The following is a 22,542-nucleotide window of genomic DNA, read 5'->3' as shown; positions in this document are numbered from 1 at the left end:
GTAACCAGAGGAGAGTGTAAGACAGGACCTATTCCCTTCGACGGCATTATCCGTATCAGGTTCAATGGGTATGATCTCAGGATCTGAACAGACAGAACCACCCCTGGGTTGATGAGATCATACTCTTTCGCGGCATCATAGGTCAATACAGAGGACCGTCAAGGAGCTCTTTCTAAGGATGAAAAAGAGTCTGCAATATCTATCTTTTTTCCGCTTATTTTTTCCGTTTGAGGGCATCGTCAAATTCGGCCCATGCCTTTCTCTTATCCCGAGGTGAGTAGCTGCTGCTTTTATTCTGCAGGCGTTGAATCTTCCCCGGAGTATTCCCTTCTTTCCCGTAGGGTTTTTTCGTCAAACTTTTTTTATGCCGCAGGGAGTGGGTGGATTTTAGCTGGTTGGCTTCTGCGGTGGTTTCGGAGAACATGGTTACATAACTTTCGTAGCGGCCAGTCAGACGGAGGATGAACCGTCCCCACCATCCCAGTTCCTTGTACGCTTTTTCAAACATTGTCAAAAGCTTTAACTGAAACATGGAATCCACTTGTCTGAAGTTTTTCAGGTCCGAATGGAAATAAAGGCCCATCACATCTTTGATTCTAGTCGATTTTGTGATCCCTTTGACTTCCTGCAGGTAATGATAGGCCCCTTCGGCCACACGGGTCGGTTTCTGCAGGAGCTCCCACAGCTGCAGATCCTTATCTTTTATTCTGGACATAATGTCCGAACGGAAGTTGCTACGGCTAAAGAATTGGGTGTATTTGTCGGTTCTGTTGCGCTTTAATAGGTCACTCATCTGATCCTGATATAGAAATAGAAGATGGTTTCTGAGGGTGCTGATTTGCCTGGTAAAGTAGTGGAATAAAAAATCCTTATGGATAATCATATTGTTGATGAATACGAGTTCGGGTTGTTCTTTGGATTCTCCTCTTACCAATGCCGCCTGTTTGAATTCCTCACGGAACCCCGGCCACTTCTCCTCTTTTTCTTTGAGCTGTTCATCCAAAACGCTGACAGGAGTCCAGGAAGCTTCCCTCATCTTGATTCCCTTGATCATTTCTTCCCGGGCTTTCTGTTTTTCACTTTCCGTAATCAATTCTTGTTTTTTTTCAGTTATGGTATTTTGAAAATATGTCTGCAGAAGCTGGCAGCTTGTGAATATCAGAGGGTTCAGGCCTTTGAATCTGATTTTGAGGTCCTCTTTGTGTTCAATGAGTTTTTGACAGGCCATGATCCAGAAGTCTGGTTCTCTTTTGCTCAGGTCTTTCTGAATGTCGCTGATTTTTTTGGAGGTTATACGGGACAGATTTTCCATGAGGTTAGGGCTTGCCATTTCCAGACGGATATGGGAGATAAGGGCCGTGATAAACTCTTTCATCATCCCCGAAGGCAAGAGGATGGGAGACTTCATCTTCCTGTTGATACCAATGATTTTGAGATCTTTGTTCTGAGAGGCAAATCCGGGACTGAGCATGGATGTTTCTAAGGGAGTTATCATATCCACAGGGAGAGTTATGCCGTCATCATCGAAGGCTTTTATAGTCAGAAAAGGGTGTTTATGTTCAAAAATATGACGGGCAAAGAAGTCTTCGGTAAGATAGTAAAAGAAGGGAAACGCATCTTTGTCGCATAATATGATTCGGGATGCTTTCATTTCACCGTCGTTCACCCCGTATTGGAGGAGCCCCATATGAGCCGCCTTCAATTTCCCCATAAGCAGTTCCAGCTGATTGTTGGAGGCCAAAAAAGATTTGGAACTTTTTAAGATAAAGTGGTTGTAATCCAGGACCGGGTTCCAGAATTCACAGATATTGTGGAACAGTTGGTACTGGACCTGGGTAAAACTCCCTATTTGTGCCAGCACTTCTTCTCTACGGAAAGACTCCATATGAAAGTATGCGGGTGTTTCTATTTTATTCCTGTTCTCATCCATCTATTTTTTCCGGGGTTTAAAAATCGATAGGTCAATAAAGACCGTCTTACTCATAACTTAATTTAAAACATAGAGCAACAGTGGGAAAAGAACAATAAAAAAGAGCCGAAACCCTGGGCTTCGGCTCTTTGAATCATATCTTTTAGACTGATTTGAGTGACTGGTCGATATCCGCCTTGATATCTTTGATATTTTCAAGGCCGATAGACAATCGAATCAGGTCTCCCGAGATTCCAGCGGAGATCAAATTTTCATCTGAAAGCTGGGAATGAGTTGTGGAGGCAGGATGGATGGCCAAGCTCTTGGCATCCCCCACATTGGCCACATGGGAAAAAAGATTCAGGTTTTCGATGAATTTCTGGCCGGCTTCTCTACCGCCCTTGATGCCAAAGACAACCATTCCTCCCGCTCCTGCTGGCAGAAGTTTTGTAGCCAGTTTATGAGCCGGATCTTTTTCAAGACCGGGGTATCTGACCCAGGAAACATCTGGATGGCTCTCAAGATGCTTTGCCACAGACAGAGCGTTTTCGGAATGTCTTTCCATGCGGATCGCCAGAGTCTCAAGGCCCTGCAGGAACATCCAGCAGTTATCTGGAGCTATGGAACCTCCCAGGTTTCTCAGGGGAACAGTTCTCATTCGAAGTATGAAGGCCAGGGGATTCAGGTCTCCTAGATCCTGTGCAAAACGCAGTCCGTGGTATCCTCCGTCTGGTTCATTGTAGAGGGAGAACTTTGGGTTCTGCCAGTTGAAGGTTCCGGAATCTACAACGATTCCACCGATGGCTGTACCATGTCCGCCAATCCATTTTGTCAGGGAGTGAATGACAATATGGGCCCCGTGTTCGATGGGTCTCAGCAGGTAGGGGGTCGTGAATGTTGAATCCACAACCAGTGGTATTTCAAATTCTTTGGACAAAGATGCAAACATATCGATGTCTGCCACATCAAGAGAGGGGTTCCCGATGGTTTCTGTGTATAACACTCTTGTCTTCTCATTGATGGCGGCTTTCAGGGCTGCCGGATCGTTTGGATCTGCAAACCTGACTTTGACTCCAAATTGGGGAAGAATATCATTGAACATCGTGTATGTACCGCCATACAGGTTTGAACTGGATACAACTTCATCTCCATGGTTGCAAATATTGATGATGCTGTAAAAAATGGCATTCGTACCCGATGCCAGGGCCAGGGCCGCAGCGCCTCCCTCGAGAGCGGCGACTCTCTGTTCCAGAACATCCTGGGTAGGATTCCCCAGACGGGTATAGATATTTCCCAGTTCTTTCAGAGCAAAAAGATTCTGTGCATGTTCTGCAGAATCAAAGAGGTAGGCGGATGTTCTATGCAGTGGAACACCTCTGGATTTTGTGGCATCGATAGTTTGTCCTGCATGGAGGGCAACAGTTTCAAATGAGGGCTTCTTAACTTCGCTATAAGGCATAATGGTTTCTCCTTCAATTTCCCGGTTTAAAAAATAAAAATTTAAATATCATCAAACAGCCATGTGCTCAGGTATCGTTCTCCTGTGTCACAGCCGATTGTCACAATGGTTTTTCCCTTGTTTTCAGGACGTCCCGCCAGGATCTCGGCGGCTCTGACATTGGCTCCGGCGGAGATTCCAACGAGAATCCCTTCTTCTTTTGCCAATTTTCTTGCTGTTTCACCTGCTTCTGTGGAGGGCACTTTTATCACCTCGTCATAGATGGCCGTGTTGAGAACAGCTGGGATGAAGCCTGCGCCAATCCCCTGAATCTTATGGGGGCCGGGCTGTTCACCGGACAAGATGGCTGACTCTATGGGTTCTACAGCGTAGGATTTGAGCTGGGGATTCTCTTTTTTTAGAATCTCTGAGACCCCTGTTAAGGTTCCACCAGTTCCTACACCTGCGATAAAAATGTCTACTTTTCCTCCCGTGGCTTCCCAGATCTCCTTGGCGGTGGTCTGTCTGTGTGCCTCGGGATTCGCAGGGTTTTCAAACTGCTGCAGAATAATGGAATTTTCGGTCTGTTCATGTAGCTCTTGTGCCTTATTCAGGGCCCCTTTCATCCCATCGCTGCCGGGGGTCAAAATGAGTTCAGCACCAAAAATCTGTAGGAGCTTTCTTCGTTCAATGCTCATCGTGTCTGGCATAGTCAAAATCAGTTTGTAGCCTCTCTGGGCACAAATATAGGCCAGGGCTATTCCCGTATTGCCGCTTGTGGGCTCGATGAGTGTCGTGCCGGCTGTGAGCTTACCGCTTTTTTCTGCGGCTTCGATCATATACTTCCCAATTCTGTCCTTGACACTGCCAAGGGGGTTGAAGAATTCCAGTTTAAGAAGAATCTCTGCTTCTTTTCCGAATTTATTCAGCCTTACAAGAGGAGTATTCCCTATCAATTCTGTAATGTCTTTTGCTATTTTCTGACTCAAATCATACCTCCATACAATTTCTTGTTTATTCTTAGATAAAATACATGGGTTCATCAGATTGGCGAACCTGTTTAGCCAGTTCGTCAAGACTGATTTCTTCAAGAGACTCTTTTATGGCTGCGCTTACCTTATTCCATACGTCCCGGGTTATACATTGTCCAGAACGGCTGCAGTTTTGTTCATCACTCAAGCAATCAACGATGTCCAGGCCACCTTCCATGACTTCAACAATATTTCTGAGTGAAATTTCCTGGGGGTCCCGTGTCAGCAGGTAGCCTCCGTGGGCTCCTCTCACAGAACGGATCAATCCGGCGCCCCTGAGGGTAATGACAATCTGACTCAGGTATTTTTCAGAGATGTCCTCTTTTCTGGATATTTCATTCAGCTGCATGGGGCCCTGATGATAATTCCAAGCCAAGTTGACCATCAGCCGGGTTGCATATCTGGATTTTGTGGATAATTTCATCTTTTCGTTTCCTTAATTACTACAAATACTATGTAAATAGTAGTGATTGAGGATAAAGTTTTCAAGAGGAATGGCAAAAAAAATTAAAAAATAAGGATTATTTAGGTTTCGCTGTTGATAACCAGACGGTCCAGAACGGATCTAAAGGTTTCAAGTTCTTCCTTGGGAATGTCCTTGATGATCTTTTTGTAGAAGGAATCACATACGGGAAGGAGTTTTTCATACATCTGATGACCAAGGTCTGTGCAAAATATTTTTACGGCTCTGCGGTCATCGGGATCGGTTTTTCGTTCCACAAAACCATTTTTTACCAGACGGTTGATCAGGCGGGCAATGGATGTCTCCTGAGAGTGCATCATCTCCGCCAGAGCAGACCGACGAATCCCATCCGATTTTTCAATGTAATAAAGCGCTATCCATTGAACTCGGGTAGCTCCATAGTTTTTAAGAATATCATTGTAACTGTCTGTGACTTTCTTTAAACCGAGGGTGGCGATGTAGTATACACAATTATCCAGCTGAAACATGAAAGCATATTATCTTAATCCCGGGATAAGATCAAATAGTTTCCATGGAAGGGACAGAGACGAAACAGTTCTTTCCAGGTCTGTATTGGAGCCGGAAGAAAAATCGTTGTGAATCCGATTCCAATACAGATCATACAAAATCTAATCTTTTAATATCATTCCATCATCAAAAGGTGAGGATATTTTTTTTCTAACTCAACAATCTTGGGACGATCCCAATAGACGATATATCCGTGGTTTGGATTCAATTTCATAAAATCCTGATGATAGTCTTCTGCGGGATAGAATGTATCCAGTGGCGCTAGCTCGGTCACGATTTTTTCAGGGAATACCATTTGTGAATCCAGTTTTTCAATCATCCTCATTGTTGATGCCTTCTGATCTTCACTTGTATAGAACACAACAGAGCGGTATTCACTTCCCACATCGGGGCCTTGATAATTCAGTTGTGTCGGATCATGGGCTACTGTGAAGAAAACTTCCAATAGAGTCTCAAAGTCGATGGTTTCAGGATTAAACACAATTTCTACCGATTCCGCATGGCCGGTATTTCCAGCACCGACGCTGTAATAGCTGGCTGTATCAGCGGAGCCCCCGGAGTAACCGGAGACTACATTTTCCACTCCTTGAAGGCCTTCAAATACAGCTTCCACGCCCCAAAAACAACCACCCGCAAATACGGCTGTTTCCATGCCTTCCGGAAAAGACATCATTGTTTTTTCAGATGCCATATCCATGGATTCCGACTTCATGGCTTCTTCCTGTTTCTCCGATTGTCCCGAGGCGGAGAGGGCCGGCAGTGGCATGAACACCATCATAATCAATTGCAATGGGGCCCAAAGGGCGATACTTTTTTTGAACTTTTTCATAATACACTCCTGATCAATTGAATAATGAGAGATAGCTTCCATACCCTTCTTCCTCCATTTGATTCCGTGGAATAAAGCGGAGAGACGCCGAATTGATACAATATCTGAGGCCTGTAGGATCCGGGCCGTCGTTGAAGACATGTCCAAGGTGTGAGTCGCCGTAGAAACTTCTGACTTCCGTACGTGTATAACCCAGCTTTTTGTCGCTGAGGGATTTTATGTTTCCCGATTCAAGGGGTTTTGTGAAACTGGGCCAACCAGTTCCAGAATCATATTTATCTGTAGAACTGAAAAGGGGTTCCCCCGAGACTATATCTACATATATTCCGTCATTATGATTATCCCAATATATATTGTTGAAGGATGGTTCGGTTCCCTCTTGCTGAGTCACTCTGTATTGAAGGGAGTTCAGTTTAGTCTTGAGAATCTCTTCTGAGGGTTTCATATAGTCCTGTCCCTCCATCATGGGGGGGGCGACGGGGTCTGTAAGCTCCATTTCCTTTGGCATCACCATCTCTTCCTGATCTCCACTGGCCATGACAGTCAGGGTTGCAACAGAAATCATAATCAGTGCCGTCAATAAAATCTTTTTCATTTTTCTACTCCTATGTTTTTCAAGGCTCCTTGGGAGTCTTGATCGTTTCTTTCTTTCAGGACGGCTTTGACAGAATCATTGTCCTCAAAGGCCGTCAATTTCGTTCCATAATCGGGAAAAGCCTCCAGCAGGGCCGACTGAAACCTTCGGTCCAGGTTGGTGGCGATTGTCAATCCTGCAAAAATCATCAGTCCGCCGAATATTCGTTGTATTCGTTCCGGATTTCGGGACAATCCAGGGAATCTGTCAATGACTTTGCGTCCTCCCAGCATGATGATAAACATGGGGATGGATGTTCCAATCCGGATGTCGTATCCACGCTTTGGGTTTGTGCCTTTTCAATATTTGAGTACATCATAATGAGGTCAGAGCTCATCATTTCTTGTGACGAGACATAAAAGGTCGAAATAGTAAGTAAGAAGACTAAGGACATCATTGTTCTCATAAGAACCTCCGCTTTAAATCTAGAGGTAAAATGTCACAAAACTGTCACAAAACGAGAAAGAATAGATAAACTTTGTTAGATCTGACTATGGGGAAGAGTAATATGAAACAGAGCTCCCGATCCCGGAGGGCTCTCTGCGCGAACCTTGCCACCATGAAGAGTTATAATTTCTTTTACTATGGCCAAGCCAAGACCAGTTCCGGGAGATCTCCGGTCCCGGCTCTTGTCGCCTCTGTAAAAGCGCTCAAAGATATGAGGGAGATCCTGTTCTGATATTCCCGGTCCCGAATCGCTTAATTGAATTTCCAGGTCGTTCTCCTTGTCACGAATCAAAATCATGATGTTCCCCTGTTCTGGAGTATGAGATAACGCATTCTCAAGAAGATTTGTCAAAACCCTTTCCAGCATGGCAATATCCCCTTCTATCACAGGTATTCCTTCGGGATGCTCCATTTGAAGGTTGATCCCGGAATTATCCGACTGGGGCTTCAACTTTAAAATCACATCCTGTACCAACTCGGCCATTTGGATTGGTTCTTTCTCTAGCTGCACTTGACGGGATTCCAACTTGGCCAGATCAAAGAGTTCTTCCACCAGTTTTTGAAAACTGAAAACATTCTTGAGGATGATCTTTAAAAAGTCTCTCCGTTCCGATTCGGTCAGCTTTTCATCCTTTAAGAGGATCGTTTCCAGATGTCCCCTAATGGATGTGAGAGGGCTTCGCAGATCATGAGATATATTGGCTATCAGGTCGGTCCGCTGCTGTTCGGCCATATGGAGTTTTTCTACACCACTTTCGATAGAAGCTGCCATCTCGTTGAAGGCCCTCCCCAAGGCTCCCAGCTCATCCTTTCCCCGGATGTCTATTCTATAATCATACATTCCCAACTCAAATGCCTTTACCCCCGAACTCAAACTCCTGAGTCTTCTTGTGAGGATGAAAAATAGTGAGAAACCAGCCAGGACCGTGGCCAGAAGAGCAAAAAAGAAGGTACTCAATCCGGACTGCAGATAGTAGCTGCTCTGAAGCATTTTGAGGGAACGATCATAGCTTTGGCCTCTTAGGATCACATAGACAAATCCCTGATCCTCACCCATCAGGAGGGGTGCCGCGGAGAATGGTTTATCCCTGTCTTCGGTTCTGGGATCGGCTCCCAGAACCGCCTGTCTTCCATCGCTTTGGATGAAGGTTTTCAATGGAGTCAGATCTATGGATGTTCGAATTAAGGATTCGGCGGGGTGGGTGAAGTAAGCGAGGATCACTCCTTCTTTATCCAGTAGATATATTTCAACCATGGGATTTAAAACCATCATGTAATGGATGGCTTCTTTGATTTCATCCAAGTTAAATCCTTCTTCTACAAGAGGCTGCAGCTCCATGGCAATGCTGGCGGCATATTCTCTGTTGAGCAGCTGTTCTACCTCGTCAAAGAGATGTTCCGCCGCCGAAAAGGCGATAAAAAGGCTGCCCGCACCCAGGATGAGTATGAGCAGAAGGAATATGAGAGACAGTTTGGCATAAAATGAGTTCAAGAATCTCATTCAGAAAACTCCGATGATTCTGCGAATCGGTATCCCACTCCCCAAACTGTTTTCAAGTAGATGGGATGAGAGGGGTCTTCTTCAATTTTACTGCGCAGACGATTGATGTGGGTGTTTACCGTATGCTCATATCCCTCAAATTGATATCCCCATATTTTCAGAAGGAGTTCGGCCCTGGTAAAGGCCTTTCCAGGATTCCTGGCAAAGATTCCCAGCAGTTCGAACTCTTTCACCGTCAGGTCTACAATTTCATCCTTGAGGAGGACCTTGTGCAGGACCGGGTCGATCATGAGCTGACCAAATTTAATCTGAGATTCTAAGGATTCTGCCAAAACGGTTTGGGAGGATGTTCTGGATCGGCGCAGGAGAGCCTTGACCCGGGCCGTTAACTCTCTAACCGAAAAAGGCTTGGTCATGTAATCGTCGGCTCCCAGCTCTAAGCCTATGATTCTGTCAATTTCATCGGCTTTGGCCGTAAGCATCATAATCGGAACGACAGGGTCCTGGGCTCTGATGTCTTTGCAAACAGAAATACCATCCAAGCGAGGCAGCATGATATCCAGAATTACCAGAGCATATTCTCCCTCTAGAGCTTTGTTCAGGCCGCTTAGTCCATCAATGACATGCTCGGTTTTCAGGCCTATATCTTCGAGATTGATAGATATAATGGCCGCAATTTCGCTGTCATCTTCGACAATTAGGACCGTACCGGTCTGGGCCTCCAGAGTCATTTTGTCCGTCCTTCATCTGGATTTTCAACTTTGGACTGAAGTATAGAACCTGAGTTCTGATAAATCAAAAGCGGTTCTCTAGGCTCTATTAACGTAGCACTCCCGGAGGGGACGAGTTCCGGTGAGCTTTACAGCCCTGCAGAAACTGTCGATGACCCAAGTTTTTAAACCCCCGCCTGGATAATCAGGACTCCGGAGGCTGCTTAATTGCTGTTTCATCTTTAGATGGCCTTTTTTTGAATAGTCCCCGTACGGACTGAAAAGTCTTCCTGGAGAGGGTTCCCGCTGAATTGCTGCTTAGTTTCTGGATAAAATGGCCTGTTTCAAGTTCCCAAATGCATAGATTCAAATGTCCTCCCTTGTCAAATACAGGGGTGCACACATATCCGGTGTTTTCCTCATCTTTCCAAAGGGTGCGGTTCTTTTCCAGGGAAACAAGCACTTCTGCCAGTTTTATCTGGGGGAATAAATCCATGATTTTGGTATCTGCCTTGATAGGCAGGTTTGCCTTTTCTTTCATCTTGTTGCTCGCCCCCAGAATCGTCCCCAGGGTATCACTGATGACGAGGGCCGTGGGGTACTCTTCACAAATCAGTTTCATGACCTTGTTGGAGGCGGTGATCCTGTTCATCCTAAGGTCCAGAAGGTCGTTGAGTTCTTTCAGCATTTTATCGAGGATCTGACCAAAGTTCCCTAACCTTTTTAAAATCTTTATGGACTGTGGATGATTTAAATCTTTGTAAGAGATTATTTTATTTAAATTAGCAATGAGGTTCTGGTGTCCTACAAACACCATGACAGCAACGATTGTCTGAGCGATGATGATGACGATACCCCAGAATAAGACCTCTTGTTTATCAAGACTGAGATTTAAGCTGGTTGTGGAAAAGAGGTTGATGCTGGTCATCAATAGCACCACAGTGGAGGTCAATATGAGCAGAAATGAAATAATTAAACGTTTGGCACTGATCACGATCATCTGTCAGCTCCCGCTTTTCTGGAATAGTTCAAGTTTTTTCTCTTCTCCCAGAAGGATCAGAACATCCCCTTCCAGAAGTTCATCATCATTTTCCGGTAGAAGAAGGATCTCTTTACGGATGTTTAAACCTTCTGAATCCATCTGATTCAGGCTCCTTCGAACCGCTACGAGTCTGATTCCGAACTTTCCTTCGAAATCGATCTCTTTTAGGGTCGTTTTGGCATAGACAAGGGGCAAGTAGAACTCTGAGAGCAGAATGTCCCTGGACAATTGTACTTTTTCCATGACCGAAGGAGCTATCAGATTGAGGGCGACTCTCCGGCCCTGGTCTTCTTCAATGTTGACAATTTCATCGGCTCCGATCTTTTTAAGAACCTGATAATGAATTTTGGTAACAGCCCTGGCAATGACGTGATGAACTCCCAGCTGTTTCAGGAGCGCCGTTGTGAGAATACTGGCTTCAATATTGTCTCCAATGGCTACGATGGCTGTGTCTACCGTGTCCAAAGACGCCTCTGACAAGGATTCTTCATCGGTAGAATCAAGCAGTACCGCCTGGCTTACGATGTCTTTAACTCTATTCACAAGGGCCAGGTTATTATCGATGGCAATGACCTGGGCTCCTTTTGCCGCGAGAACTTCACATACCTGCCGTCCAAATACTCCCAGCCCGATGACTGCTATTGTTTTATCCATTTTTTTCTACTCCCGCTTTTTATTCTTTAACCAATCATTATCGCCGCTTCCGGATATGAAATTTTAGTTTGTTTCTCACTTCCGGATGAAGCAGTCAAAAGGGTCAGAGGACCCAGTCTCCCCAGGAACATGAGCAATATAATGCCGATTTTACCGATTATTGACAGGCCCCCCGTGACTCCTGCCGATACGCCCACTGTGGCAAAAGCCGAAACCGTTTCAAAGAGAATTTTCAAGGGGGCAGCCTCTTCGGTGATGATTAAGACTGAACTGACTATGAAAATTGAGAGAATCCCGAAGGCGATGACCGTGAAGGCCTGCAGTATGCGGTCCTTTGATATCTGATGCCGGTATAAGAGCACCTCCTCATTTCCCCTGCGGAATGATCTGATGTAGGCCCAGACAACTCCTAAGGTGTTGACCTTGATTCCCCCCGCAGTGCTTCCCGATGCTCCGCCTATAAACATGATTCCCATCATGATGATGAGGGTTCCGTTTGTGAGGAGTTCAAAATCCATAGTATTGAATCCGGCTGTTCTTAGGGTCACAGACTGAAAGTAGGCTTCCAAATACTGTTTTCCCAGGGCCTGGGGAAATAAAAGGTTTTTGTGTTCCAATTTGTAGATAAAGAGGGTTCCTACTCCGGTTAAAATGGAGGAGACAATGACAACAACCTTTGTATTTATGGAGAGATAGGTCCTCTTCTTTTTGAACCAAGAGCGGATCAGTGTGAATAGATCTGTTAGAACAGCAAAGCTTATGCCTCCGGCGATAATCAGGCTTGTTATGATCACATTGAGGGCCACATTACCGTTGAATCCCATCAGACTATCTGAAAAAAGTGAAAATCCTGCATTGCAAAAGGCCGAAACAGAATGGAAGAGGCTGGAGAAAAGAGCCTGGGGGAGGGGCGATCCGCTGCGTAAAAACACAGGAATAAGCAAGACCGCTCCTGTCAGTTCAATCAGAAACGTGAGGAGTATAATCCTTTTTACGCTGCTTTTCAGTGTTTGTGTATTCTGGCTGTTGAGCATGTAGGACAGGAGGTTTCTATCTTTTATGCTCAATGATTGTCTGAACAGAAAAACCATAAAGAAAGAGAGGAGCATAATACCCAGGCCGCCGATCTGAATCAGTATCATCAGCACGGTCTTGCCCGCATAACTAAACTGATTTGCCGTATCCACGACAATCAGACCTGTAACACAAACAGCGGAAGTCGCCGTAAACAGAGCATTGATGGGGCTCAGGGCTTCTCCCGTATTCATGACGGGCATCATCAGGACGAGAGATCCGATAAGAATGACCATCACAAAGCTGAACACCACGGTCTGGGCCGGTTTCGTGATAATAGAATGCATATAGGATGAGACTTTCTTGAATCTGCCGAAGATTTTGAGGACCAGCAGAAGGTTCCTCATAACGGTTATAAGGTTATTGTTTTTATTCAGTACATCAACACTCTGTCTCATAACAACATTGAAGGCAAATAGAAGGAGGTATAAGAGTAGAAAATAGAATGAAAATTTGTTTCTTTTTATATATCTTCTGGCGTTACCGCTCTCTTTTATACCCCATAAAAAGTCAAACAGGAGGTAGGATACGAGTAAGTAATCGATCATTGTAACGGCATTGCTGCGTATGCCGGGTATATTCCTGTACTGTTCCAGAAATAAACCTATGACTCCAAGAACAACAAAGAATATGAGCAGAAATTTTTTCATAATTCAATTATCGATTTTAAAGGATGCAGTGCGCAATATTTTTCTTCAGAATCGTCTTCGAACCCTCCTTGATAAATCGAGTAGTTCTCCAAAATCAGTTTTAATGTTAGAATCCTTAGATGATAAAGAAGATATTAAAGAAAATCATGGATTACTTTATGGTCCTCTTGGCGGGGGGGCTTTATGCTGCTGCCCTTAAATATTTTGTGCTTCCCTCAAGAGTGATTTTAACAGGCACAGAAGGGATTGCCTCTTCCTTATCCTATTATTTTGACAGCTATGTATTATTCATCATTCTTTATCTGATTTTTCAGACAATCTTACTGGTATTTGCTTTTCTACGGGTTAGTAAAATGTTTGCTTTCCGCTCTCTACTTGTAGTCCTTTCTGTTGTATGTATGCTTGCTATACTGCCGGAATTGAGCTTTGCCCAACCGGAACCTCAAAATGAAAGGATCATTCTGGTGATCTTTGGGGGATTGCTCTCGGGAGTGGCTAAGGCTATCTCCTTCAAACACCGCGGGTCTACCGGTGATGAGGACATCATTGGTGCTTATTTTGCTATGAAATATTTAAAACCTGTTGGCGCTATATCCATCATTGCTGCCGTGGTTTCTACAAGTTTCGGGATTTCCCTCGATTATCTGAAAACCGGGGCATTTGAGAATGCCGTGAATACTCTGATGTACACCAGTATCTATATCTTTGTTTCTGCGGAAACTCTAAATAATCTATATAGAAAGTTTCAGACAACTCTGTTAACCATTGTCACAACAGATCATAAGAGCGTGGGGCAGGTCATCAGAAAAACCTTTGATCATAGAACTTTTACAGTTCAATCCGGTCACGGAGGCCATAGTGGTGATCCTTTTTCAATTGTGAAAACGATTATTACCAGAGAAGAACTGCCTCAATTACTCCATGAGATAAACAAGGTCGGGTCTGGAAGTTTTTACTATTATCAGGATCTCAATGGGATCTCACAGAAATACTACATAACACCCATTGGTAAATAGGCATTGGGGAAGGGAGGTCTTTGATGCGTAAATTATCAATTCTGTTGCTGCTGAGTGTTCTCACATCATGTAATCCGGAGCTAATGGAAAATGTAGCTAGAAAAATTTCCTGGGAATCAAGGCAATTTCAGGAAAGTGAGAACCAGGAGTTGATACACGGTCAGTCTTATCTGCCTGTTTACTCGCATATTTATTATGTGCAGGATAACAGCCCTTTTTACTTAACTGCCACCATCAGCATCCGAAATACCTCTACTGAAGATCCGTTTTACTTATTCAGTGCAGATTATTATAATACCGACGGTGAGATTGTTAAAAAGTACCTTGCCAATCCAATCTATGTGAATCCATTAGAGACAATAGAATTTGTGATCAGCGAGTCTGATACACATGGTGGGTCCGGGGCCAATTTTATTTTTGACTGGGCTGTGGAGAACCCCGGGCAGGTTCCCCTTTTTGAGGCCGTAATGATCTCTACCCGCGGTCAGCAGGGCTTATCATTCTCAACCAGGGGCGTTCAGAACTTCTAATATTGTGTAGGGGCAAAGCTGACTTATCTGCTTTGCAGTGATTTTACCTCTACAAATTGTTCAACCATCTGGCGGATTATGTCTCTTAGTTCATTGACCTGCTCCTGTATTTCAGACGATTCACCATGGAATCTTTCAGGGTCTGGAAAGGGCCAGTTTAGCCGGACAAGGGCCCCAGGAAATACCGGACATTTGTCCTCGATGCTTCTACTGCATACGGTAATCACATAGTTGTATCTTTTTCCCTCTTTAAAAAGATCTTTGACGCTTTTGGTCTTCTTGCCGAAGATGTCTATGCCGTCCTGCTTTAAAGCTTCGATGACATAGGGATTTAAGGTGCCCGGTTCCAGGCCGGCACTTTCTGTTTCGAACAGATCTCCCCCGTATTTTCGTAAGTACTCTTCTGCAATCTGGCTTCGGGCGCTGTTGTGAACGCAAATGAAAAGAACTTTGATTTTATCTTCCATATTTACCTCTTTTTTTCATAATTATCTTTAATCCTAGAAAAGAATACAGCTCTGTTATGTTAGTAATTCATTAGAAAAGAGAACTATCTCAGGGGAATCATTACATTCTAAAGGGCTGGGGTAGGGGGGAGAGAACTGGTGTAAATCCTATTGACAAGGATTCTAGTTTTCATCATTATCACAATACATGCAAAATAGCGCATGTAAGCATATGATAGGAGAATCGAGAATGATTGATGAAAAATTGAGTATTGCATTTGGAGAATTCTGGCACGTTGCCTGGGTTCTTGTCGTTATTATTGCAGGAATTTCTATTCTTACCGGATTTGTCAGAGAATATATTCCTCAAGAAAAATTTCAGAAAAAACTTAAGAATCAGAATACCATTGTAGGAGCTTTCATGGGTGCTGCCTTAGGGACTCTGACTCCTTTTTGTAGCGCCTCCATGGTTCCCGTTGCCATGGGCATGATTGAAATGGGGGCTCCTTTTTCAACGGTTCTGCCGTTTTTGATTTCGGCTCCTCTTTGTAACTTTGTTGTTGTTGGTATTATCTTTGGAACCTTTGGTTGGAAAGTTGCCCTCATTTACTTGGTTTGGACCTTTGTGGGTGCCATTATAGCTGGTCTGACCGTTGGAAGAAGCCGGGTGAAGAACCAGGTTAAAAACCTGGCTGAAATTGCAGAATCCAAGAATAAGAAGAGTTCTGAATCTTGTTGTGGTGAAGTCAAAAAGGAATCCGCATGTTCTGAAGGAACGACAGCCGCAACCAGCTGTTGCCAGGCAGGCAGTGCCGGCGGTGGGACCCGGGAAAAGGTAGAAAGTGCCCTCAACTTTGCTCTGGCCCTTTTCAAGCAGATAGTTCCTTACGCCATTATCGGTGCGGTTATCAGCGGGGTTGCTCTTGCTTTCATACCTAGTTCCATTGTTGAAAAATATGTTGGAAATGATTCCTGGTATGCCATTCCTCTTGCCTCAGCTATTGGTGTTCCCCTCTATCTGCGAATCGAAATGGCTATTCCACTTCTGAGAACACTCCTAGTAAAGGGTATGGGCATGGGAGCCGCCGTGGCCCTTCTTATCGGAGGAACAGGAGCCAGTTTACCCGAACTCGCCATCCTCTCATCCATGCTGAAGCCCAAAGGAGTCCTCGCCTTTACATTGACCGTCCTTGCGCTGGCCATTTCTGGAGGCTTTTTGTTTATGTTCATTTAATTCTTCAAATAAATGAGTTAAAAAGTGTTGTCGCGATAGGGCTTTTTTGACAAATATAAAGCAGGCTCTTATATGTTAGTATATGTTCTGAATAAAGGGACAATGAATATGGAAGTAGAACATGAATCAGAATGAAATTAACCCCTGGGACAGTTATACTATTGTCTTTAAAGCCCTATCGGATATCACGAGACTTAAGATCATGTGGCTGTTGCTCTCTATTGATTCGAAGATCAGCGCATCAGAGATCATCGATGTTCTCAATGAAAATCAATACAATGTTTCCAAACATTTGAGAATTCTGAAAAATGCGGGACTCATTTATGAAAAAAAAGAGGGGCGGTGGTCTTTCTATCATTACAGAAGCAGTCACGATGCTTTTGATGAATCCATCAGAAATACGGTGCTGACAATTCCGGAAGAACTGATGCAGACAGAAATTGGTCACTGCCAAAAGCGCCTCTCCATGAGGGTCGATGGTGCCTGTGTGATTGGGGCCGAAAGTGATGAATGGATTGAATATAAAAAAAACAATTAGAGCCGACCGCCCATGGCTCTAAGGTGCCTTGTCTGTCAGCGATCAGGTCGGGAAGCGGTTTGAATCCTCTTTGTCCCCTTCTCTAAAATCAGGTTACTAAACCTTTGACTTTTGATCAGATAGAATGGTATTTTACCAACATGAGTAAATATCCTTTCACAGCCATAGTCGGCCAGGAAACCATGAAAGCCTCTCTGATTCTGAATGCCATCGATCCCTCCATTGGCGGAGTGCTGATTCGTGGTCATAAAGGTACAGCCAAGACTACCGCTGTCAGGTCATTAGTTGAGCTGCTTTTGCCCATCAAGGTGGTAAAGGACTGTCCCTATCACTGTGATCCAGAGGCCAGTTCTTATATTCATGAAGACTGCAGGCTTAAAGCTGAGAAGGGTGAAGTCCTTCAGAGTGTGGAGTATTCTGTCCCTCTTGTTGAATTGCCACTGGGTGCGACTGAGGACCGTCTTGTTGGGTCTTTAGAGTTGGAGAGCGCCCTTCGCTCCGGCGACAGAGTGTTTCAACCAGGCCTCCTTGCTGCAGCCAACCGGGGTATACTCTATGTGGATGAAGTAAATTTGTTAGACGATCATCTAGTGGATCTCCTCCTGGATACATCCGCCTCTGGTATTAACCGGGTGGAAAGAGAGGGGCTCTCTGTTCTTCATCCGGCCGATTTTATCCTCATTGGCACCATGAATCCCGAAGAGGGGGAGCTTCGGCCCCAGTTTCTTGACCGCTTTGGTCTTTGTATCAATGTTATTGGCGAACAGGATGTGAAGCAGAGGAGTGAGCTGGTGAGGCGCCGTCTTGCCTACGAAAAAAATCCTCAGGCATTCTGTGATAAATGGGAAGATACCCAGAATACCCTTCGCCAGCAGATCGCAAAAGCCCGCTTTCTTCTTTCCGAAATATCTGTTCCGGAGGAGGTCTTTGATGCCTCATCCGAGTTGGCTGTGAAGGTCGGCGCCCAGGGACACCGTGCTGAGATAACCATGATAAAGGTCGCAACGGCCATTGCTGCTTTTGAAGAGCGGGACCGGGTTACTCCTGAGGATATTCTTCAAGCGTCTACCATGGTTCTTCCCCACCGCCTAGACCGTTTTCTCGAGCAAGGAGGAACGGAGCTGCCCAAGGAACTGCAAAAGGCGATTGTCGAGGTTTTTGGAGAAACCCCCTTTCTTCACGAAGGCGGAGAAGCTGAGGAAGATGAGTTTGAAGCCATATTTGACCCCGATGAAGATATTTTTCCCGGTTCTTTTGCCGGCGGTATGCCTATATTTTCCTACCTAAAAAAAAAGCACCCAATGTTGTCCTTCTAGGGAATGAGACGCCCCTGCGCCTCTCTTTGGAGGAGCATAGTCTCTTGCCGAGCCGTAAGCCTCAGAGTGTTTCCCGCTACGGGAGGCATGTTGCTTCTGTCCCCGTTAAGTCCGCAGAACAAATTGATGAAATAGATCCTCTGGCTAGCTGTCTGGCCGCCGCCATGCGCCGTCATTTCGGAGGGGCTTCTGCAGGTTCCCATGGTATTCTTTTTCACGATCTTCACCGCCGCATCAGGGTACAACCGGTCAGAAGGACCATTCATTTTCTGGTTGATGCCTCAGATTCCATGCTGGTGGAAGAGCAGATGAAACTTGCCAAGGGGGCCGTGTTAGGGCTTTTGACCCAAGCCTATCAGAAACGATACAGGGTGGGGGTGGTCGTTTTCCATCACTGGCATGCCCATGAGGTCTTGGCTCCAACCACCAGTATCACTCTCGCCCGTCAAGCCCTTCAGGCCGTGGCGACAGGGGGCGGGACACCTCTCGCCGAAGGTCTTTATACGGTGCTTCAGATTATCCGCTCCGAGCGGGTTCGTCATCCCCACGACCATCCAGAGCTCATATTGATTACCGATGGGAAACCTTCGGTGCCGATGAACCCCAAGGCGGAGCTCTATCAGGAGGTGCTGGACCTTGCCCGGCAGTTTCCCCGGCATCATATTCCCTCTATTGTCCTTTCCACTGTTGAACCCGGTGAGGTTTTAAAGGAGCTTGCATTTCAGCTGAAAGCACCCCTGCATAAGCTTCGGGATGTTATCCATAGGGATGAATAAAGATATCCTGCAGATGGTAATAGACGATTGCTCATGCAATTTCAGGATTCACTCCAAATCTTTATTCAGTTGATAGTTATTAAATTCTATATTATTCTGGATAAAAATGTATAGGAGTTTATAAATGAAAAAAACGATTTTCCCGGTTCTGCTTATCCTTGCTCTCTTTCTTTTTGCCGGATGTAGTTCCGATTCTGGCTCTGGTGATATATCCTTTTCGGATCTTGCAATTTCAACACTGGAGTATTCAACTTATGGTAATTCGTATTTGAATTACTATGAATATACAGATGTGGGATATGCAGAGATTTCATTTTATAGTGAAGGTTTTAGCACTTTACCAGATGGTGATGATTATGAGTGCACCGTTAGTGCTATAGAAGATGGTCAAGTAGAGTTTGTATTTACATATTATGATGGGACTGCGGGTGAGGTATATTCATTCATTGCTACAAGTGGCGTAGTCTCAGTCGTTGGAACAACAGTTTCTTTTGAGGATGTTAGTTTTTATTTTACAAAAGTTAATTATGAAACAGAAGAAATACTGGATTTCAAAACAGTTACAGATTCAGGATCTTTTACAATTACACCAATTCCCGAGTCTTAATAATGCGTAACACGGCAACGGGAAACTGCTGCCTGGAGCCGGTGTTCTTTGTTACAAAACACCGGCGATCAGTAGAAGAACAAAAACCAAGAATATGAAAAAAGGCAGAGAGGCTAAGATATGCCCCATCGTTCCCCAGTTGAAAAGGGGATGGCTGGCTTGAGAGATATAATAGCTGATCTCGTCCCATGATTTTGGATTGCTTCTCTTCTCAGGAGAGATATAGCCTACTTTCAGGCAAAATGGTTTTATTTTTGAAAAATAGATGAGCCATTGGATAATGATCCCAACAGGAAGCAAGGCGAACAGGATTGTTAGAACTGTATCCATAGTCTTTATAATACATATTTAGGATAATCGTCAAAAGGCTAAAAAACCACAACCCTCATAATATCCTCACCGTCAATGATAAGAACTTGATCCGCATCTCTTTTTGATCCCTGGGTTGCTGTAAAACTCCAAAAAGACAAAAAAAAGCCATCTAATCAGGGGATATCCCGATTAAATGGCTTTTAAAGTACGTCCAAAAGGATTCGAACCTTTGACCCTCGCCTTAGAAGGGCGATGCTCTATCCAGCTGAGCTATGGACGCAGATTTCAATATCAGGATCATCGATGTCATCTCAAAACCTGACAGGCTGAAAAACCTTATATCGGGGTAGCAGGACTCGAACCTGCGATTTCCTGCTCCCAAAGCAGGCGCCTTAGCCACTAGGCTATACCCCGTAATGTTGAGGAAGTATATAAACCAATTGATTTTTGGTCAATATATAACTTTCAACTTTTTTAGTGTAATTCTATTCTTTATATATAGAAAAAGATCTCTTGCCATAGACAACAGATATTTTTCATAATAATAAGCATGACAAAATCCGAAAAAGCACGCATGGTGACGAGCATCCTGAATCTGGAATATCCCGACCGGAAGCCGCTTTTAAACTACAATAATCCTTTTGAACTCCTCATTGCCGTAATCCTTTCGGCACAAACAACAGATGCAGGCGTGAACAAGGTCACTCCTGAGCTCTTCAAGCGCTATCCCGGGCCTTCGGAGTTGGCTGCAGCCGAGCAGAACGATGTGGAGGCCATCATTCATAGTACCGGATTCTACAGAGTGAAGGCGGCCAATATCATTAAGACCGCTGCGGCTCTTCAGGATAGAGGGGATAACAGCCTCCCAAACACCATGAAGGAGCTGACATCCCTACCGGGTGTGGGAAGAAAAACAGCCAATGTCATTCTCTATCATATATTCGACCAGCCGGCGATCATCGTGGACACACATTTTAAGAGGGTCAGTAAGCGGCTTGGATTTACAAAATTCACAGAACCCGAAAAAATTGAAAAGCAACTGTCCAGGGCTATCCCTAAGGAGATCCAGTCCGATTTTTCTATGACAATCAATTTGCACGGAAGGAAGTACTGTTTTGCCAGGAAGCCCGACTGCTCCGGCTGTCCCTTGAAAGATCTTTGCCCCTCAGTTCAGATCTGAAGTTTAAAAATATCCGTGAAAATCACTGATCTTCGAGAATCCAGAGCCTTCCATATACGCCTTGATACCCGCCAGCACCTTGGATGAGGTATCAGGATCAACAAAGTTGGCCGTTCCGATCTGAATAGCCGAGGCTCCAGACAGCAGGTATTCCACCGCATCGTCTCCGTTCATAATGCCACCCAGGCCTATCACCGGGATGGAGACCGCCTTGCTGACACGATACACAGCAGCGATACCAACCGGTTTTATGGCCGGTCCGGAAAGACCTCCTGTCACGGCCGGGATGGAGGGCTTCTTTTTGTGAATATCCACGGACATTCCCATGACCGTATTGATACAGGCCAGTGCATCGGCACCACCCTGTTCGGCAGCTTTGGCAATGGCCGTGATATCAGTCACATTGGGAGTGAGTTTCATGATCAGAGGTTTTTCTGTTAGTTGTCTTAAGGAGGAGGTTAGACGCTCCACCTGATGAGGATCTGTGCCAAAAGCCAGTCCTCCTTTTTTCACATTGGGACAGGATATGTTGACTTCATACCCCCATATGGCCTCCTGATCGTCTACCCGGCGGATCACTTCGGCGTAATCCTCCTCCAGGCTTCCGGCTACATTGAGGATGACCGGGCAGCTCAGGGTATTCAAAAAGGGAATCTTCTCGCTGAGAAATCTCTTAGTCCCTACATTGGCCAGACCTATGGAATTGATCATGCCCGCCGTGGTCTCCACGAGGCGGGGCAGGGGGTTTCCCGGCCGTGGCTCTACGGTCACCGCTTTTGTATAGATGGCTCCCAGTGCAGATAAATCTGTTAAGGGAGCGTATTCTTCTCCGTATCCAAATGTTCCCGAGGCCACACCCACGGGATTGGGCAGAATCTTGTTTCTTATTTTTATACTCAGGTCCATTTTATATCCCTGGATTGAAATACCGGGCCGTCTTTGCAGACCCGGGCGTATTTTTGTTCTTTACCTTCTAACTCAACGACACAGCCCATACAGGCTCCCACGCCACAGGCCATCATCTCCTCCATTGCCGTTTCGCAAGGCAGGTCCGCCTTGAGTGCAAAATTATGACAGGCCCTTAACATACCCGTTGGTCCACAGGCATAGAGGCGTGGCTGAGAGAGCTCCTTGAGTGACAGACTTTCTAAATAGGCTACAGAACTGCCTGAGAATCCTGCCGATCCATCATCTGTGCAGTACTGGATGCTCCCATTTTTGAGGGGGGGCAGATTGGGGATCAGGGTCTTGTCCCGGCATCCGAACACCAATATGGTGTTCATGCCGGCTCTATCCAGCTCCCGTGCAAAATACAAGATGGGACCCAGGCCGATGCCTCCGGCAACGAGGATTGCTGTTTCCTCTTTTGAAGGATTTGTGAAACTATTTCCAAGAGGGCTTAAAATATCCAGTGAAGATCCAGCTGGTAAAGATTCCAGTATGCGGGTGCCTTTTCCTCGGACCTGATAGACAATAGAGGCGCTTCTTTTATCAAGGTTAAAAGATGAAAGAGCAAAGGGTCTGCGTAGGAGGGGGACAGGCTGATCCTGAATGCGGATGGTTAGAAACTGTCCCGGTTTTGGTGTCTCACAGTCCTCAGGCCAAGAGAGTTCAAGCTCCACATATCCCCGGGCAATAGATTTTTGTCCGAGGATTTTTGATATAAAGTTCTTCATG

General features: G+C 45.2%; 25 protein-coding genes, 2 tRNA genes and 1 riboswitch. Of the genes, 8 read left to right on the top strand and 19 right to left on the bottom strand.

Annotated features, from left to right (window positions below; translation table 11 throughout):
- Nucleotides 1–13: 13 nt before the first annotated feature.
- Nucleotides 14–115: riboswitch (TPP riboswitch) on the bottom strand.
- 99 nt (nt 116–214) lie between these two features.
- The 13 genes from EXM22_RS11775 to EXM22_RS11715 form a co-directional block, all read right to left on the bottom strand.
- Nucleotides 215–1,930 carry a hypothetical protein gene (locus EXM22_RS11775; RefSeq protein ID WP_149486710.1) on the bottom strand — a complete coding sequence of 572 codons (1,716 nt, stop codon included), beginning with the start codon at nt 1,928–1,930 and terminating at the stop codon, nt 215–217.
- Between the two features lie 142 nt (nt 1,931–2,072).
- Complete coding sequence (locus EXM22_RS11770) at nt 2,073–3,368, bottom strand: O-acetylhomoserine aminocarboxypropyltransferase/cysteine synthase family protein (RefSeq protein ID WP_149486709.1); 1,296 nt, start codon at nt 3,366–3,368, stop codon at nt 2,073–2,075.
- Nucleotides 3,369–3,409: 41 nt separating this feature from the next.
- Nucleotides 3,410–4,336, bottom strand: a complete 927-nt coding sequence (gene cysK, locus EXM22_RS11765; protein ID WP_246157013.1) for a cysteine synthase A — start codon at nt 4,334–4,336, stop codon at nt 3,410–3,412.
- A gap of 31 nt (nt 4,337–4,367) precedes the next feature.
- Nucleotides 4,368–4,802: an RrF2 family transcriptional regulator gene (locus EXM22_RS11760; protein ID WP_149486707.1), complete on the bottom strand. Its 435-nt coding sequence runs from the start codon at nt 4,800–4,802 to the stop codon at nt 4,368–4,370.
- A 101-nt stretch (nt 4,803–4,903) separates the two neighbouring features.
- A complete protein-coding gene (locus tag EXM22_RS11755; protein ID WP_149486706.1) occupies nt 4,904–5,329 on the bottom strand; it encodes a MarR family winged helix-turn-helix transcriptional regulator in 426 nt (141 codons plus the stop codon).
- A 155-nt stretch (nt 5,330–5,484) separates the two neighbouring features.
- Entirely contained in the window at nt 5,485–6,198 is a 714-nt protein-coding gene (gene msrA / locus EXM22_RS11750) for a peptide-methionine (S)-S-oxide reductase MsrA (protein ID WP_168203473.1), read from the bottom strand.
- A gap of 13 nt (nt 6,199–6,211) precedes the next feature.
- Complete coding sequence (gene msrB / locus EXM22_RS11745) at nt 6,212–6,793, bottom strand: peptide-methionine (R)-S-oxide reductase MsrB (RefSeq protein WP_149486704.1); 582 nt, start codon at nt 6,791–6,793, stop codon at nt 6,212–6,214.
- Nucleotides 6,790–7,077 carry a hypothetical protein gene (locus EXM22_RS11740; RefSeq protein WP_149486703.1) on the bottom strand — a complete coding sequence of 96 codons (288 nt, stop codon included), beginning with the start codon at nt 7,075–7,077 and terminating at the stop codon, nt 6,790–6,792. Before EXM22_RS11740 ends, msrB begins: the two co-directional genes overlap by 4 nt.
- A gap of 236 nt (nt 7,078–7,313) precedes the next feature.
- On the bottom strand, nt 7,314–8,780 hold the full coding sequence (locus EXM22_RS11735; RefSeq protein ID WP_149486702.1) for a sensor histidine kinase: 1,467 nt from the start codon (nt 8,778–8,780) through the stop codon (nt 7,314–7,316).
- Complete coding sequence (locus EXM22_RS11730; RefSeq protein ID WP_149486701.1) at nt 8,777–9,511, bottom strand: response regulator transcription factor; 735 nt, start codon at nt 9,509–9,511, stop codon at nt 8,777–8,779. The genes EXM22_RS11735 and EXM22_RS11730 overlap by 4 nt, the downstream gene beginning before the upstream one ends.
- A 184-nt stretch (nt 9,512–9,695) precedes the next feature.
- Complete coding sequence (locus EXM22_RS11725) at nt 9,696–10,490, bottom strand: hypothetical protein (protein WP_149486700.1); 795 nt, start codon at nt 10,488–10,490, stop codon at nt 9,696–9,698.
- A 3-nt stretch (nt 10,491–10,493) separates the two neighbouring features.
- The gene (locus EXM22_RS11720; RefSeq protein WP_149486699.1) at nt 10,494–11,186 is read right to left on the bottom strand and encodes a potassium channel family protein; all 693 of its coding nucleotides are present in this window, start codon (nt 11,184–11,186) and stop codon (nt 10,494–10,496) included.
- A gap of 26 nt (nt 11,187–11,212) precedes the next feature.
- Nucleotides 11,213–12,910 carry a TrkH family potassium uptake protein gene (locus EXM22_RS11715; RefSeq protein WP_149486698.1) on the bottom strand — a complete coding sequence of 566 codons (1,698 nt, stop codon included), beginning with the start codon at nt 12,908–12,910 and terminating at the stop codon, nt 11,213–11,215.
- A gap of 119 nt (nt 12,911–13,029) precedes the next feature.
- Here EXM22_RS11715 and EXM22_RS11710 point away from each other — a divergent pair, with 119 nt between their 5' ends.
- Both EXM22_RS11710 and EXM22_RS11705 read left to right on the top strand, forming a co-directional pair.
- The gene (locus EXM22_RS11710) at nt 13,030–13,926 is read left to right on the top strand and encodes a YitT family protein (RefSeq protein WP_149486697.1); all 897 of its coding nucleotides are present in this window, start codon (nt 13,030–13,032) and stop codon (nt 13,924–13,926) included.
- Between the two features lie 23 nt (nt 13,927–13,949).
- A complete protein-coding gene (locus tag EXM22_RS11705) occupies nt 13,950–14,456 on the top strand; it encodes a DUF3124 domain-containing protein (RefSeq protein WP_210411467.1) in 507 nt (168 codons plus the stop codon).
- A gap of 23 nt (nt 14,457–14,479) precedes the next feature.
- Here EXM22_RS11705 and EXM22_RS11700 read toward each other — a convergent pair whose 3' ends face one another.
- Complete coding sequence (locus EXM22_RS11700) at nt 14,480–14,923, bottom strand: arsenate reductase ArsC (protein WP_149486695.1); 444 nt, start codon at nt 14,921–14,923, stop codon at nt 14,480–14,482.
- 229 nt (nt 14,924–15,152) lie between these two features.
- Between EXM22_RS11700 and EXM22_RS11695 the strand changes: the two genes are divergently transcribed.
- The 5 genes from EXM22_RS11695 to EXM22_RS11675 all read left to right on the top strand — a co-directional run bounded on the left by EXM22_RS11695 (nt 15,153) and on the right by EXM22_RS11675 (nt 19,373).
- Nucleotides 15,153–16,136: a permease gene (locus EXM22_RS11695; RefSeq protein WP_149486694.1), complete on the top strand. Its 984-nt coding sequence runs from the start codon at nt 15,153–15,155 to the stop codon at nt 16,134–16,136.
- Between the two features lie 121 nt (nt 16,137–16,257).
- A complete protein-coding gene (locus tag EXM22_RS11690) occupies nt 16,258–16,674 on the top strand; it encodes an ArsR/SmtB family transcription factor (RefSeq protein ID WP_149486693.1) in 417 nt (138 codons plus the stop codon).
- A 140-nt stretch (nt 16,675–16,814) separates the two neighbouring features.
- Nucleotides 16,815–17,990 (top strand): magnesium chelatase ATPase subunit I, encoded by a 1,176-nt coding sequence (locus EXM22_RS11685; RefSeq protein ID WP_149486692.1) that lies wholly within the window; start codon nt 16,815–16,817, stop codon nt 17,988–17,990.
- 44 nt (nt 17,991–18,034) lie between these two features.
- Nucleotides 18,035–18,766, top strand: a complete 732-nt coding sequence (locus EXM22_RS11680) for a VWA domain-containing protein (protein ID WP_149486691.1) — start codon at nt 18,035–18,037, stop codon at nt 18,764–18,766.
- A 124-nt stretch (nt 18,767–18,890) separates the two neighbouring features.
- Entirely contained in the window at nt 18,891–19,373 is a 483-nt protein-coding gene (locus EXM22_RS11675) for a hypothetical protein (protein WP_149486690.1), read from the top strand.
- A gap of 51 nt (nt 19,374–19,424) precedes the next feature.
- On the opposite strand, the gene EXM22_RS11670 is transcribed toward EXM22_RS11675, so the two are convergent.
- From EXM22_RS11670 to EXM22_RS11660, 3 genes are all read right to left on the bottom strand, one after another.
- Nucleotides 19,425–19,703, bottom strand: a complete 279-nt coding sequence (locus tag EXM22_RS11670) for a hypothetical protein (protein ID WP_149486689.1) — start codon at nt 19,701–19,703, stop codon at nt 19,425–19,427.
- Between the two features lie 188 nt (nt 19,704–19,891).
- Nucleotides 19,892–19,965, bottom strand: a tRNA-Arg gene (locus tag EXM22_RS11665).
- 61 nt (nt 19,966–20,026) lie between these two features.
- Nucleotides 20,027–20,099 (bottom strand) — tRNA-Pro (locus tag EXM22_RS11660).
- 136 nt (nt 20,100–20,235) lie between these two features.
- Here EXM22_RS11660 and nth point away from each other — a divergent pair.
- Entirely contained in the window at nt 20,236–20,865 is a 630-nt protein-coding gene (gene nth / locus EXM22_RS11655; protein WP_210411465.1) for an endonuclease III, read from the top strand.
- A 3-nt stretch (nt 20,866–20,868) separates the two neighbouring features.
- On the opposite strand, the gene EXM22_RS11650 is transcribed toward nth, so the two are convergent.
- Nucleotides 20,869–21,771, bottom strand: a complete 903-nt coding sequence (locus EXM22_RS11650) for a dihydroorotate dehydrogenase (protein WP_149486688.1) — start codon at nt 21,769–21,771, stop codon at nt 20,869–20,871.
- Nucleotides 21,762–22,541 (bottom strand): dihydroorotate dehydrogenase electron transfer subunit, encoded by a 780-nt coding sequence (locus EXM22_RS11645; protein WP_149486687.1) that lies wholly within the window; start codon nt 22,539–22,541, stop codon nt 21,762–21,764. Before EXM22_RS11645 ends, EXM22_RS11650 begins: the two co-directional genes overlap by 10 nt.
- Between the last annotated feature and the right edge of the window lies 1 nt (nt 22,542).

Source organism: Oceanispirochaeta crateris (assembly GCF_008329965.1).
GTDB classification, from domain to species: Bacteria; Spirochaetota; Spirochaetia; order DSM-2461; family DSM-2461; genus Oceanispirochaeta; species Oceanispirochaeta crateris.
This window is presented reverse-complemented; position numbering and strand designations above follow the sequence as displayed.